This window comes from Variovorax sp. GW821-FHT09B05, from assembly GCF_059418265.1.
The window spans coordinates 110833-123988 of sequence record NZ_JBWKPN010000005.1; the positions used below are offsets into that span (position 1 = coordinate 110833).

The 13156-nt window shown below is 71.1% G+C and carries 11 protein-coding genes; 5 read left to right on the forward strand and 6 right to left on the reverse strand.

Going from position 1 to position 13156, the window contains the following annotated elements:
• Positions 1-9 precede the first annotated feature (9 nt).
• The 4 genes from AC07RM_RS14835 to AC07RM_RS14850 all read right to left on the reverse strand — a co-directional run bounded on the left by AC07RM_RS14835 (position 10) and on the right by AC07RM_RS14850 (position 5688).
• The gene (locus AC07RM_RS14835) at positions 10-585 is read right to left on the reverse strand and encodes a methylated-DNA--[protein]-cysteine S-methyltransferase (RefSeq protein WP_495335043.1); all 576 of its coding nucleotides are present in this window, start codon (positions 583-585) and stop codon (positions 10-12) included.
• Positions 582-1805: a YbfB/YjiJ family MFS transporter gene (locus tag AC07RM_RS14840; RefSeq protein WP_495335044.1), complete on the reverse strand. Its 1224-nt coding sequence runs from the start codon at positions 1803-1805 to the stop codon at positions 582-584. The genes AC07RM_RS14835 and AC07RM_RS14840 overlap by 4 nt, the downstream gene beginning before the upstream one ends.
• 72 nt (positions 1806-1877) lie before the next feature.
• On the reverse strand, positions 1878-4949 hold the full coding sequence (locus AC07RM_RS14845; protein WP_495335045.1) for an FAD-binding and (Fe-S)-binding domain-containing protein: 3072 nt from the start codon (positions 4947-4949) through the stop codon (positions 1878-1880).
• A gap of 31 nt (positions 4950-4980) precedes the next feature.
• Complete coding sequence (locus AC07RM_RS14850) at positions 4981-5688, reverse strand: GntR family transcriptional regulator (protein WP_261205684.1); 708 nt, start codon at positions 5686-5688, stop codon at positions 4981-4983.
• Positions 5689-5819: 131 nt separating this feature from the next.
• On the opposite strand from AC07RM_RS14850, the gene AC07RM_RS14855 reads away from it, so the two are divergent.
• From AC07RM_RS14855 to AC07RM_RS14865, 3 genes are all read left to right on the forward strand, one after another.
• Positions 5820-7064 carry a pyridoxal-phosphate-dependent aminotransferase family protein gene (locus AC07RM_RS14855; protein WP_495335046.1) on the forward strand — a complete coding sequence of 415 codons (1245 nt, stop codon included), beginning with the start codon at positions 5820-5822 and terminating at the stop codon, positions 7062-7064.
• 139 nt (positions 7065-7203) lie between these two features.
• Positions 7204-8181, forward strand: a complete 978-nt coding sequence (locus tag AC07RM_RS14860; RefSeq protein ID WP_093342044.1) for a Bug family tripartite tricarboxylate transporter substrate binding protein — start codon at positions 7204-7206, stop codon at positions 8179-8181.
• A 13-nt stretch (positions 8182-8194) separates the two neighbouring features.
• On the forward strand, positions 8195-8986 hold the full coding sequence (locus tag AC07RM_RS14865; RefSeq protein WP_495335047.1) for a fumarylacetoacetate hydrolase family protein: 792 nt from the start codon (positions 8195-8197) through the stop codon (positions 8984-8986).
• Here the strand turns inward: AC07RM_RS14865 and AC07RM_RS14870 are convergent.
• A complete protein-coding gene (locus AC07RM_RS14870) occupies positions 8935-9897 on the reverse strand; it encodes a LysR family transcriptional regulator (RefSeq protein ID WP_093342046.1) in 963 nt (320 codons plus the stop codon). The two genes, AC07RM_RS14865 and AC07RM_RS14870, sit on opposite strands and share 52 nt — an antisense overlap.
• Positions 9898-10000: 103 nt before the next feature.
• Here AC07RM_RS14870 and AC07RM_RS14875 point away from each other — a divergent pair, with 103 nt between their 5' ends.
• Both AC07RM_RS14875 and AC07RM_RS14880 read left to right on the forward strand, forming a co-directional pair.
• Positions 10001-11191 carry an MFS transporter gene (locus tag AC07RM_RS14875; protein WP_296782708.1) on the forward strand — a complete coding sequence of 397 codons (1191 nt, stop codon included), beginning with the start codon at positions 10001-10003 and terminating at the stop codon, positions 11189-11191.
• 34 nt (positions 11192-11225) lie between these two features.
• Positions 11226-12275 carry an aldo/keto reductase gene (locus AC07RM_RS14880; protein ID WP_495335048.1) on the forward strand — a complete coding sequence of 350 codons (1050 nt, stop codon included), beginning with the start codon at positions 11226-11228 and terminating at the stop codon, positions 12273-12275.
• On the opposite strand, the gene AC07RM_RS14885 is transcribed toward AC07RM_RS14880, so the two are convergent.
• Positions 12259-13155: a 2OG-Fe(II) oxygenase gene (locus AC07RM_RS14885; protein WP_495335049.1), complete on the reverse strand. Its 897-nt coding sequence runs from the start codon at positions 13153-13155 to the stop codon at positions 12259-12261. The two genes, AC07RM_RS14880 and AC07RM_RS14885, sit on opposite strands and share 17 nt — an antisense overlap.
• Position 13156: the final 1 nt, after the last annotated feature.

Below are 13156 nucleotides of genomic sequence, written 5' to 3' on the forward strand. Positions count from 1 at the left end.
ACCTCGCGCCTAGAACAACGATGCCATCCCGTTGGGCCGCGCGCCCTCGATGTCGAGCATCCTGAGCTTGGTCAGCGCCCCGCCCCCGGCCGAGAAGCCGCCGGGCTTGTTGCCGGCCGCGAGCACGCGGTGGCATGGCACCACGGGCGCGAAGGGATTGAGGCCCATGGCCTGGCCCACCGCGCGCGCCAGCGTCTTGTCGCCCAGTTCCTCGGCGATCTCGCCGTAGGTGCGGGTCTGGCCCGGCGGAATGCGCCGTGCGAGCTCGTAGACGCGCCGATGGAAATCGGACAGGCCACGCATGTCGAGCGCGATGTCGCGCAGGTCGTCCTGCGCGCCTTCGAGCAAGGCTTGCACCGCCGCGATCGCGCGTCGCGCCTCGGCATTCGGCTCGGCCTCGGACAGTTCCGGGAAGCGTTGCTTCATGCGACGAAGCGCGGGCTGCAGCGTGGGGTCGTCCTGCGGCAGCTGCACGCCGACCAGTCCTTGCGGACCCCAGGCGATGCCGCAGACGCCAAGCGCGGTATCGAACACGGCGAAGCCGGGCGTGATGGCCTCGTCGGCGAGCGGAAGCGCTTCGTTCATGCGGGTTCCAGCGCATGCTGGCGCGAGGCCAGCACGGCACCGAGCCACAGCGCGATCGCCGACCCCACGAGGCCGCGCGCCAGCCCGCCCGGTCCGTCGGAGATCCAGCCGGTGATGGTCGGGCCCACGATCTGACCGAAGGCGAACACGATGGTGAAGACGCTGATGCCCTGGGCCCAGCGCGAGGACGGCAGGTTGTGGCGCACCAGCGCGGTGGTCGAGGCCACCACCGAGAGGAACACGCCGCCGAACAGCAGCCCCGAGACCAGCGCGACAGGCGCCGAGGCGCTGAGCACCGGCAGCAGCGTCGCCACGCCCAGCAGCCCGTTGAGCAGCGCCTGCGGCTGGCCGCCACGGTAGCGGTCGAGCAGCCCGGCCCACAGCCGCGACGAGGCGATGCAGGCAATGCCCAGCAACGCATAGAACAGCGTGACGAAGCCCGCGCTCGCGCCCTGCTCGCGCAGCAGCGCGATCACGAAGGTCATGTAGCCGATGTAGCCGATGCCGAAGAAGGCATAGCCCGCGAGCGCCCAGCCGAAGCGCCGCAGCGCGACCGGCGCGCCGGGTACGGCACCGGAAGCCGGAGCAACAGCCACGGGCGCGGGTCGATCGGGCAGCGCGCGGCCGGCCCAGGCCAGCAGCACGGTCGCCACGCCGCTGGCCACCGCCAGCGCCCACCAGGCCCAGGCCCAGCCATGCGGTTCGCCCGCGGCGGCCTGCAGCACCTGCGGCACGAGCAGCGCCGAGGCCAGGATGCCGAAACCGGTGCCGCCGTAGTAGATGCCCAGCAGCAGGCCGCCGCGCGAGGCGTCGGCCTCGCCGAGCCGCGCGGCCATCAGCCCGCCGGCCACGAACACCCAGGCGCTCGCGATGCCCGCGAGCAGCCGCTGGAGCAGCAGCGCGGGCGCCGCGGTGACGAAGCCGCTGCCGGCCATGAACAGGCTCGCGAGCACCGCGCCCACCACCAGCAGCCGGCTCACGCCGAAGCGCCGCATCAGCGCCGGCGTGACCAGCGCGCCGACCAGGTAGCCGACCGCGTTGGCGGTGTTCATGCCGCCCGCCAGCGCATAGCTCCAGCCGAGGTCGTCGCGCATCGGCGGCAGCAGCAGCGCATAGGCGAAGCGCGTGATGCCGAGCGAGACGGCCGCGCCCATCGACAGGGCGAAGGCCAGCCGCAAGGTGGGCGGCACGGGGGCGGAGGAAGTCAGGGTGGTCGACATCGGGCGGTGCGCGGGGGATGCACCATTCTGCGGCAGGCCGCGCCGCCGCGCTGTCGCGCGTGAATCCGCCGCTCAGTGCACGCCGGCGTCCACGTGCACCAGCAGCCGCTCGAGCAGCACCGCCACGTGCACCGCCTCGCGCTGCGCGCCATCGGCGATCTGGTGCCGGCAGCTCGTGCCGTCGGCCACCACGATGGCGCCGGGCTTGGCGCGGATCGCGGGCAACAGGCTGGCTTCGGCCATGCGCATCGAGACCTCGTAGTGGCTGGCCTCGTAGCCGAAGCTGCCGGCCATGCCGCAGCACGAGCTCTCGATCAGTTCGGGCGCGGCGCCCGGGATCAGCTTCAGCACCTCGAGCACCGGGCTCACCGCGCCGAAGGCCTTCTGGTGGCAGTGGCCGTGCAGCAGGATCGGCGCCTCGGCCGGCTTGAGCGCGAGCTCGAAGCGCCCGGCGCGGACCTCGCGCGCGACGAACTCCTCGAACAGCAGTGCCTGCTTCGCCACGGTCTCGGCCTTCTCGCCGAAGCCCATCACCAGGGTCTCGTCGCGCAGCGTGAGCAGGCACGAGGGTTCCAGGCCCACCACCGGCACGCCCGCGCGCGCCAGCGGCAGCAAGGCATCGATCAGGGCCTCGGCCTTGCGCTTGGCTTCGTCGACCATGCCGCTGGCCAGGTAGGTGCGGCCGCAGCAATGGTGCGCGCCGCGCTTCTCGACCGTGTGCAGCACATAGCCCGCGGCCTGCAGCACGCGCGCGGCCGCGAGCGCGTTCTCGCTCTCGAAGGTGCCGTTGAAGGTGTCGACGAACAGCACCGCGGCCTTGCCGCCGCGCCGCGCGATCGCCAGCACCGTGTCGCGGTCGGCGAACAGGCCGGGCTCGCCGTCCTTGGCGCGCCAGAAGGTGTCGCTGCGCCAGGCCGGCAGCGAGCGCCTGGCCGAGAAGCCCAGCAGCTTCTCGCCGAGCCAGGCGGCGCCCGGCACGCTGTTGCGCAGGTTCAGCAGCCACGGCAGCCGGCTCGCGCGGTGCGCGTAGTCGGGCAGTTGCGCCACCAGCCGGTCCTTGAGCGTGTGGCCGTGGCGCCGCTTGTAGTGGGCCAGGAACTCGATCTTCATCTTCGCCATGTCCACGCCGGTCGGGCAGTCGCGCTTGCAGCCCTTGCAGCCCACGCACAGGTCCATGGTCTCGTGCAGGGCCTCGCCGGTGAAGGCATCGGGGCCGAGCTGGCCCGACAGCGCCAGCCGCAGCGTGTTGGCGCGGCCGCGCGTGAGGTGCTGCTCGTCGCGCGTGACGCGGTAGCTCGGGCACATGGTGCCGGCGTCGAACTTGCGGCAGTGGCCGTTGTTGTTGCACATCTCGACCGCCTTGGCCAGGCCGCCGGTGCTGTCGCCGCCGGTGCCGGGCGCGGAGGTCTCCTCGGTCACCGGGTCGGCATTCACGTTCCAGGCCGACCAGTCGAGCACCGGCTTGAGCTCGATGCGGCGATAGGGCTTGGGCGCGGTCGGCGGCGCGAAGCGGAACAGCGCGCCGTCGTCCATGCGCGGCGGGTCGATGATCTTGCCGGGATTGAACAGGCCGACGGGATCGAGCTTGTGCTTGATCGCGCGGAAGGCCTCGTTGATCGCGGGCCCGAACTGCCACTCGATCCATTCGCCGCGGCACAGGCCGTCGCCGTGCTCGCCGCTGAAGGCGCCCTTGTACTTGCGCACCAGCGCCGAGGCTTCCTCGGCAATCGAACGCATCTTGGCGCCGCCATCGGCGCGCATGTCGAGGATCGGCCGCACGTGCAAGGTGCCGACCGAGGCATGCGCATACCAGGTGCCGCGCGAACCATGGCGCGCGAACACCTCGGTCAGCGCGTCGGTGTACTCGGCCAGGTGCTCGAGCGGCACGGCGCAGTCCTCGATGAAGCTCACCGGCTTGCCGTCGCCCTTGAGGCTCATCATGATGTTGAGACCGGCCTTGCGCACCTCCCAGAGGTTCTTCTGGCGCGCCTCGTCGGGCATCTCGACCACGCTGCCCGGCAGGCCCAGGTCGCCCATCAGTTCCACCAGTCGAGCCAGCGCCTGCAGCAGCGGCGCCTTCTCGGCGCCCGAGAACTCCACCAGCAGGATCGCGGCCGGCTTGCCGATCAGCGCGGTCAGCACCGTGGGCTTGAAGGCCGGGTTCGCGAGGCTCAGCTCGATCATCGTGCGGTCGACCAGCTCGACCGCGGTGGGTCCGAGCTTGACGATGTGCTGCGCGGCATCCATGGCCGCATGGAAGGTCGGGAAGTTGACGATGCCCAGCACCTTGGCGCGCGGCAGCGGCGCCAGCTTGAGCGTGAGGCTGCGCGTGTAGGCCAGCGTGCCCTCGGCGCCGATCAGCAGGTGCGCGAGGTTCACGCTGCCGTCGGCCGTGTAGGGCTTCTCGCTCTGGTTGTCGAAGATGTCGAGGTTGTAGCCGGCCACGCGGCGCATCACCTTGGGCCAGTTCGCCGCGATCGCCTCGCGGTGCTGGCGCGCGAGGCCGCGCACGAACTGCGCGATGCCCGCGGCGCGCACGCCCAGCGTGCCCACGGGCCCGAAGTCCACCAGCTCGCCGCTCGACAGCCAGGCGCTCGCGCCGAGCACGTTGTGCACCATGTTGCCGTAGGCGATGGAGCGCGAGCCGCAGGAATTGTTGCCGGCCATGCCGCCCAAGGTGGCCTGGGCGCTGGTCGACACGTCGACCGGATACCAGAGCCCGTGCGGCTTGAGCTGCGCATTGAGGTGGTCGAGCACCAGCCCGGGCTCGACGGTGGCGGTGCCGGCCTCGAGGTCCAGGTCGAGCACGCGCCGGAAATGCTTGCTGTTGTCGATCACCAGCGCCGCGCCCGTGGTCTGGCCGCACTGGCTGGTGCCGCCGCCGCGCGCGAGCACCGGCACCTTGAGCTCGCGCGCCACGTCGATGGCGGTGGCGATGTCGCGCTCGGTCTTCGGCACGAAGGCGCCGACCGGCGTGATCTGGTAGATCGAGGCGTCGGTGGCGTAGCGGCCGCGCGAACCCGCGTCGAACAGCACCTCGCCCTGCGTCTCGGCGCGCAGGCGGCGCGCGAGCGCCTCGCAGGTGTCGTTGGGCGGCAGGACGGTTCCGGCGGGCTGGATGCGGCTGGCGGGTTCGATGAGCATCGTGGGTTTTCTTTTTTGGAGGAAAGCGCGCTCAGGGCGCCTTGGAACGGGTCTTCTTCGCGGGCGGATAGATCTCGCCCTCGCGCAGCAGCTCGAGCACGGTGTCGCGCTTGCGCAGCACGTGCGCGACCAGCACCTTGCGCATGGCGGCGGCATCGCGCGCGGCCAGCGCCTCGATCATCTGTTCGTGCTCGGCCACGGCGCTCTTCCACTTGGCCTCGTTCTGGTTGGTGCGAAAGCGCAGCGACTGCACGCGCGCATTGATCGAGCGGTAGGTGTTCGACAGCACCGGGTTGCCCGCGGCCTCGTTGATCGCCGAATGGATGCGCGCATTGAGCCGGTAGTAGCCCGAGAGGTCGTGGCGCGCATAGCAGGCCAGCATCTCGTAGTGCAGCGCGCGCACCTCGGACAGCTGCTCCTCGGTGATGCGGCGCGCGGCCAGTTCGCCCGACATGCCCTCGAGCATGGACAGCACCTCGAAGGTGTCGATCACGTCGGCTTCGGTGAGCTTGACGGCCACCGCGCCGCGGTTGGGCAGCAGGTCGACCAGGCCCTCGGCCGCGAGCAGCTTGATCGCCTCGCGCAGCGGCGTGCGCGAGACGCGCAACTGCAGGCAGAGCTCGCGCTCGTTGAGCTTGGCACCCGGCGCGATCAGGCCTTCGACCAGCATGGTGCGCAGTCGCGCCGCGACCTGGTCGTGCAGCGCGAGACGGGAGATTTCGATGATTTCGGCGGTCATGGGATGCGTTCTTTCGGCCTCGTGATTGCATTTTGAATGCAAAAAAGAACACCCACAACCCTTGAATTTCAGGGTAAACCATCAGAACAAAATGAATTTTGAATGCAAAACTGGCGCCGAAAGGACCCGCCATGCTGCAACTCGACCTCCATCCCACCGGCCGTCACTTCCTCCAGATCCCCGGCCCCAGCCCGGTGCCCGACCGCATCCTGCGGGCCATGAGCCTGCCCACCATCGACCACCGCGGGCCCGAGTTCGGCACGCTGGGCCTGAAGGTGCTCGGCGGCATCCAGCAGATCTTCAAGACGAAGCACCCGGTCGCGATCTACCCGGCCTCGGGCACCGGCGCCTGGGAAGCCGCGCTCGCCAACACGCTGAGCCCGGGCGACCACGTGCTGATGTACGAGACCGGCCACTTCGCCTCGCTGTGGCAGAAGATGGCCACGCGCCTGGGCGTGTCGACCGAGTTCCTCGCCTATGCGGGCAGCGACGACCAGTTGCCGAACGCGCCGAGCTGGCGCCGCGGCGTGCAGGCCGAGCTGATCGAGGCGCGGCTGCGCAAGGACACCGAGAAGAGGATCAAGGCCGTGTGCGTGGTGCACAACGAGACCTCGACCGGCGTCACCTCCGACATCGCCGCGGTGCGCCAGGCCATCGACGCGGCCGGCCATCCGGCCCTGTTGATGGTCGACAGCATCTCGGGCCTCGCGAGCGCCGACTTCCGCCATGACGAATGGGGCGTGGACGTCACCGTCAGCGGCTCGCAGAAGGGCCTGATGCTGCCGCCGGGCATCAGCTTCAACGCGCTCTCGCCGCGCGCGCTCGAGGCATCGAAGAGCGCGAAGCTGCCCAAGGCCTTCTGGGCCTGGGACGAGATCGTCGAGATGAACAAGGACGGCTACTGGCCCTACACGCCCAACACCAACCTGCTCTACGGCCTCTCCGAATCGCTCGACATGCTGCTGGGCGAAGGGCTGGACAACGTGTTCGCGCGCCACCGCCGCTGGGCCGCGGGCGTGCGCGCCGCGGTCCAGGCCTGGGGCCTGCCGATCCAGTGCGCCGACCCGGCCGTCTATTCGCCGGTGCTCACGGGCGTGATCACGCCCGAGGGCGTCGATGCCGACGCGCTGCGCCGGCTGATCCACCAGCGCTTCGACCTCTCGCTGGGCACGGGCCTGGGCAAGCTCAAGGGCCGCATGTTCCGCATGGGCCATCTCGGCGACAGCAACGACCTCACGCTGGTGGCCATGGTCGCGGGTGTCGAGATGGGCATGAAGCTCACCGGCATCAAGCTCGCGGGCAGCGGCGTGCAGGCGGCGATGGACCATTTCGCGAACCATGCGGCCGCGCCGGTGGCGCTGAAGAAGGCCGCCTAGCGACACAGGGAGCCTCGATCGATTCCAGGCCGCAGCGCGCCGCTCGAACGGCGCGGCGGCCTTGGCGCGAGGGCGGCACGGACATGCGCCCTTCCCGCCCCGCATCCGACACCCCCATCCATCCACGGAGACAAGCACGATGCAACGACGTTCCCTGATCCAGGCCGCGACCGCCGCGGCCGCCACGCTGGGCGTGCCCCGGCTGTTCGCGCAGGACTGGCCCAACGCGCCGGTGCGCATCGTGGTGGGCTTCCCGCCGGGCGGCGGCACCGATGCGCTGGCGCGCGTGGTGGCGCAGAAGCTCACCCTGATGTGGAACCAGCAGGTGATCGTCGAGAACAAGGCCGGCGTGGCCGGCGTGCTCGCGGCCGACTACGTGGCGCAGCAGCCGAGCGACGGCAGCACGCTGCTGATGGCCCACATCAACAGCCATGCGCTCGCGCCCAGCCTGCAGCCCAAGCTGCGCTACAGCGTGGAGCGCGACTTCGTGCCGATCGTGCTGGTGGGCGTCACGCCCAACCTGCTGATCGCGAGCCCGGCGCAGAAGGCGCTCACGGTGAAGGACATCGTGGCCGCCTGCAAGGCCGCGCCCGGCACGCTGAGCTTCGGCTCGGCCGGCGCGGGTTCGGCGCAGCACCTGGCGCTCGAGATGTTCAAGCTGCAGGCGGGCGTCGATGCGCTGCACGTGCCCTACAAGGGCAGCGGGCCGCTGCTGGCCGACCTGATGGGCGGGCAGATCCAGTACAGCTTCGAGACCATGACCGCCGCCACGCCGCACGTGAAGAGCGGCCGCGTGCTCGCGGTGGCGCAGACGCGCACCCAGCGCGCCAAGGGCCACCCGAACGTGCCGACCATGCAGGAACAGGGCTTCCAGGGCTTCGAGGCCACCACCTGGTACGGCCTCGCGGGTCCGGGCAAGCTGCCGGCGCCGATCGCGCAGAAGGTCAACCGCGACGTCAATGCCGTGCTCGCGATGCCCGACGTGCAGGAGAAGCTCGACACCTACGGCGCCGAGGACGGCGGCGGCTCGCAGGACAAGTTCAGGCAGTTCATCCACACCGAGATCGCCAAGTGGGCCAAGGTGGTGAAGGACGGCAACGTGCGCGTCGAATCTTGAGAAGATCGGCGGCATGAACGCACACACGACCACCCTGCCCCCTTCTCTTTCCGCGCTGGCCGACGCCCTCGTCGCCGCGCGCCGCGCCGACCGCACGCTCGATGCCGTGCCCTGGCTCGACACGCTGCAGGAGCCCTCCGAGGCCTATGCGGTGCAGGACGCGGTGGCCGCGGCACTCGGCTGGTTCGACGCGGGCACCCTGCCCGGCTGCTGGAAGTCCGGCGGCGGCTCGCGCAATGCGACGCTCACGCATGCGCCGCTGCCGCCCGCCGGCGTGCGCCAGAGCCCGGCCGATTGCTCCGACCTCGTGTTCCACCAGCCCGGCATCGAGGCCGAGATCGCGCTGCGCCTGGGCCGCGAGGTCACGCCGGCGCTGGCCGCGTCGCTCGCGCACGAAGACGCGGCCGCGCTGGTCGATGCCATGACCGTCTCCATCGAGGTCTGCGATGCGCGCTGGCAGGACCGCGAGGCCGCCACGCCGTTGCTGCGCCTGGCCGACTCGCAGGTGCACGGCGCGCTGGTGCTCGGCGAATGGCGGCCCTTCGCCGCCATCGACTGGGCCTCGCAGCGCTGCGAAACGAAGATCGGCAACGCCGACACGGTGGTGCGCGAAGGCAGCCATCCGCTCGGCGATCCGGCCTGGCTGCTGCCGATCTGGCTGCGCCATCTCACGCGCCATGGCCAGGCCGTGCCGGCCGGCACGGTGGTCACCACGGGCTCGTGGATCGGTCTGCTGCCCTGCGCGCGCGGCGATCAGGTGACGGCCGATTTCCCCGGCATCGGCGCCGTGCGGCTGCGCGTGTAGCGCCCGCCGCCCACGCCCGAGCAGGCCACGAGGAAGTCGAGCACCGCGCGCACCCGCGCCGGCAAGGTGCCGGCCTTGCCGATGTAGACCGCGTGGATCGGCTCCACCTCGTTCGGGTTGAACTCCTCGAGCAGCGGCACGAGCCGGCCCGCGTCGATGTCGTGCTGCGTGTGATAGAGCGACAGCCGCGTGATGCCCGCGCCCGCGATCGCGAGGTGGCGCAGGGTCTCGCCATCGCCCGCGCGCACCGGGCCGGCCACCGGCAGCAGGATCGTCCGGCCGTCGATGCGGAACGGCCAGTCGGGCGCGCTGCGCCGGTAGGTCCAGCCCAGGCGGCTGTGCGCCTCGAGTTCCTGCGGCGTGCGCGGCGTGCCGTATTTCGCGAGGTAGGACGGCGCGGCCAGGATGGTCTGGCTGGTGTCGCCGATGCGCCGCGCCACCAGGTCGGAGGCCGGCAGCTGGCCCCAACGAATCGCGATGTCGGCGCGCTCGTCCATCAGGTCGACGATGCGGTCGGTGAGCGCGATGTCGAGCGTGATCTGCGGATGCTGCTCGATCAGCCTGGGCACCAGCGGCACCAGCATGTGGTGGCCGAAGGACACGCTGGCATTGATGCTGACCCGCCCGCGCGGCGCCGCGCCGGCGGCCGCGCAGCGCTCGGCTTCGTCCATGTCGGCCAGCACGCGGTGGCTGCGCTCGTAGAAATGCAGGCCCTCGGGCGTGAGCTGCAGCTTGCGCGTGGAGCGGTGCACGAGCTGGATGCCCAGCCGCGCCTCGAGCCGCGCCACCAGCTTGCTGACGGCCGAGGGCGTCATGCCCAGCAGCCGCGCGGCGGCCGAGAAGCCGCCCGCGTCGACCACCTGCACGAAGGCCTCCATCTCGCCTGAACGGTTGACCTCGATGCGCGGCATGGCGTGTTCTCCGGTGGATTCGGTTTGTGAGTTGAATTCACAAGTGCGTTGACCGGCGGCATTCTAGTCAACGAGGGACTTCGTCCGCACAGTACAGGGCATCATGCCCATCGCTCTCCTCGCCCTCACCGCCGGTGCCTTCGGAATAGGCACCACCGAATTCGTCATCATGGGCCTGCTGATGCAGGTCTCGACCGATCTCCAGGTCTCGATCACGGCCGCCGGCCTGCTGATCTCGGGCTATGCGCTCGGGGTCGCGGTCGGCGCGCCGTTGCTCACCATCGCCACTCGCCGGCTGCCGCGCAAGACCGTGCTGCTGGCGCTGATGGCGATCTTCACGCTCGGCAACATCGCCTGCGCGCTGGCCCCCAACTACGAGCTGCTGATGGGCGCGCGCGTGATCACCTCGCTCGCGCACGGCACCTTCTTCGGCGTCGGCTCGGTGGTGGCCACCGGCCTGGTGGCGCCCGAGCGCCGCGCCTCGGCCATCGCCATCATGTTCACCGGCCTGACCGCCGCCACCCTGCTGGGCGTGCCCTTCGGCGCCTGGCTCGGACTGCACTTCGGCTGGCGCGCGGCCTTCTGGGCCGTGGCGCTGATCGGCGTGGCGGCCCTCGCGGTGCTGGCCGTGTTCGTGCCGCGCGTCGAGGGCGAGGCCAGGCCCGCGCCGCTGCGCGAGGAGATCGCCGTGCTGGCCCGGCCCCAGGTGCTGCTGGGCCTGGCGATGACCGTGCTCGGCTTCGCCGGCGTGTTCGCCGTCTTCACCTACATCCAGCCGCTGCTGACGCAGGTCACGGGCCTGTCGGAATCCGCCGTGTCGCCGATCCTGCTGGTGTTCGGCGGCGGCCTGGCCGTGGGCAACATCCTCGGCGGCCGGCTGGCCGACCGCGCCGTGATGCCCGCGGTGCTCGGCACGCTGGCCGTGCTCGCGGTAGTGCTCGGCAGCATGCAGTTCGCCATCGGCACGCCGATCGCCGCGGTGGTCTTCGTCGGCTTGCTCGGCGTGGCCTCGTTCGCCACGGTGGCGCCGATGCAGTTGCGCGTGCTCGAGAAGGCCTCGGGCGCCGGCCAGAACCTGGCCTCGAGCCTCAACATCGCGGCCTTCAACCTCGGCAATGCGCTCGGCGCCTGGGCCGGCGGCGTGGTGATCGACCATGGCCCGGGCCTGCGCGCGCTGGGCTGGGCCGCCGCGCTGCTGACCGTGGCGGGCCTCGCGATCGCGCTGTGGAGCCGCGCGCTCGACCGCCGCGGCGACCGCACCCTGCCGGGCGACTGCGCCTCGGTGCGCGCCTGATCCATCCCCCCATTCAAACAACGGAGAAGTTCTCATGGAACAACGCTTTCTCGGCCGCTCGGGCTTCAAGGTGCCCGCCCTCGGTTTCGGCGCCGGCACCTTCGGCGGGCAGGGCCCGCTGTTCAGCGCCTGGGGCAACACCGGCACCGACGGCGCGCGCCGCATCGTCGACATCGCGCTCGACGCCGGCGTGAACCTGTTCGACACCGCCGACGTCTATTCGAACGGCGCCTCCGAGACCATCCTCGGCGCCGCGCTCAAGGGCCGGCGCGACAAGGCCATCGTCTCGACCAAGCTCTCGCTGCGCGCGGGCGACGGGCCGAACCAGGTCGGCGCCTCGCGCCACCACCTGGTGGGCGCGACCGAGGCCGCGCTGAAGCGGCTGGGCACCGACTACATCGACATCCTGCAGTTGCACGCCTTCGACGCGATGACGCCGGTCGAGCAGGTGCTGGGCACGCTCGACGCGCTCGTGAAGTCGGGCAAGGTGCGCTACATCGGCATGTCGAACTTCTCGGGCTGGCAGCTGATGAAGTCGCTCGCGGCCTCCGACCGGCTGGGCCTCGAGCGCTACGTGGCGAACCAGACCTACTACTCGCTGGTCGGGCGCGACTACGAGTTCGAGCTGATGCCGCTGGGCCTGGACCAGGGCGTGGGCGCGATCGTCTGGAGCCCGCTGGGCTGGGGCCGCCTCACGGGCAAGATCCGGCGCGGCCAGCCGCTGCCCGCGGGCAGCCGGCTGCACGAGACCGCCGGCTTCGCGCCGCCGGTGGACGACGAGCGCCTCTACCGCGTCGTCGACGCCATGGACATCGTGGCCGAGGAGACCGGCAAGACCCACGCGCAGATCGCGCTCAACTGGCTGCTGCAGCGGCCCACGGTGGCCAGCGTGCTGATCGGCGCGCGCGACGAGGAGCAGCTCACGCAGAACCTCGGCGCGCTCGGCTGGCAGCTGAGCGACGCGCAGATGGCACGGCTCGATGCGGCCAGCGCGATCGCGCCGCCCTATCCCTACTACCCGTACTGGAACGGGCAGTTCGCGGAGCGCAGCCCGGTGGCGGTGCCGGTCAACGCGCCGGCCTGAGCTCGCCGGCCGACACGAAGCGCCGCGCGCGCATCCACTTGGTCACGACCCACTTCTCGCCGCGCGTCACGGACGCGCTCGCATGCAGCGAGCGCGCGTCGACGCGGCCCTCGTCGTCGCCGTACTCGAAGTAGCAGGCATTGCCGCGGATCGGCGACATCGCCAGGCCCAGTTGCGGAAAGACGGTCTGGCCGCCCTCGGGCACGTCGTTGAGGTAGGTCACGAGCGTGCTCACGCGCTGGCCGCTGCGCGCGATCGATTCGCGGTTGGCCAGGTTGCTCGGCGCCAGGTAGTCGTGGTGGGGCTCGCTGCCCGCGCCCTCGGGATAGTGCAGCAGCTGCAGGCCCTCGCCATTCTCCAGCGGCAGGTTCATCAGTGCCGACAGCCGCCGGTCGAGGCGGGCCACCAGCTCGTTCTCGGCCAGGCGGAAGAACATGCCCCAGCTCGCGCGCCGGTCGCTGACCACGTCGCGCCCGCTCATCGGATCGACCAAGGTGGAAGGCGCGAGGCGCGGCCGTGCCATCTCGATCAGGGCCCGGCACTCCTCGGCATCCATCACGTTGCCCAGCGAGGCATGAACCGGGTCCTCGCCGCGCGCATGCACGACGATCTCGCGGTCGATGGCCTGGATCCGCGTGCCCGGCGCGAGCCGCATCGCGGGCTTGGCGGCGGCCACGTCCGGCAGCTCGACGGCATCGGCCGGCATCGGCGCGCCGCGCTGCCGCGCATCGACATGGGCCGCGACGATGGCCTGCGCGGCGCGTTCGTTCATGCCCTTGCCGCGCATCGTGGCGACCAGCGCCTGCGGCATCTGGCCGGCATCGAGCATGCCCTGGAGCCAGCGCCCCAGCTCGGGGGAGAAGCGCACGACGGTGCTCATG

Bases quoted from the DNA above. Each gene is read 5' to 3' on its own strand.
- AC07RM_RS14835 (WP_495335043.1), bottom strand. From the start codon at position 585: ATGAACGAAGCGCTTCCGCTCGCCGACGAGGCCATCACGCCCGGCTTC.
- AC07RM_RS14840 (WP_495335044.1), bottom strand. From the start codon at position 1,805: ATGTCGACCACCCTGACTTCCTCCGCCCCCGTGCCGCCCACCTTGCGG.
- AC07RM_RS14845 (WP_495335045.1), bottom strand. From the start codon at position 4,949: ATGCTCATCGAACCCGCCAGCCGCATCCAGCCCGCCGGAACCGTCCTG.
- AC07RM_RS14850 (WP_261205684.1), bottom strand. From the start codon at position 5,688: ATGACCGCCGAAATCATCGAAATCTCCCGTCTCGCGCTGCACGACCAG.
- AC07RM_RS14855 (WP_495335046.1), top strand. From the start codon at position 5,820: ATGCTGCAACTCGACCTCCATCCCACCGGCCGTCACTTCCTCCAGATC.
- AC07RM_RS14860 (WP_093342044.1), top strand. From the start codon at position 7,204: ATGCAACGACGTTCCCTGATCCAGGCCGCGACCGCCGCGGCCGCCACG.
- AC07RM_RS14865 (WP_495335047.1), top strand. From the start codon at position 8,195: ATGAACGCACACACGACCACCCTGCCCCCTTCTCTTTCCGCGCTGGCC.
- AC07RM_RS14870 (WP_093342046.1), bottom strand. From the start codon at position 9,897: ATGCCGCGCATCGAGGTCAACCGTTCAGGCGAGATGGAGGCCTTCGTG.
- AC07RM_RS14875 (WP_296782708.1), top strand. From the start codon at position 10,001: ATGCCCATCGCTCTCCTCGCCCTCACCGCCGGTGCCTTCGGAATAGGC.
- AC07RM_RS14880 (WP_495335048.1), top strand. From the start codon at position 11,226: ATGGAACAACGCTTTCTCGGCCGCTCGGGCTTCAAGGTGCCCGCCCTC.
- AC07RM_RS14885 (WP_495335049.1), bottom strand. From the start codon at position 13,155: ATGAGCACCGTCGTGCGCTTCTCCCCCGAGCTGGGGCGCTGGCTCCAG.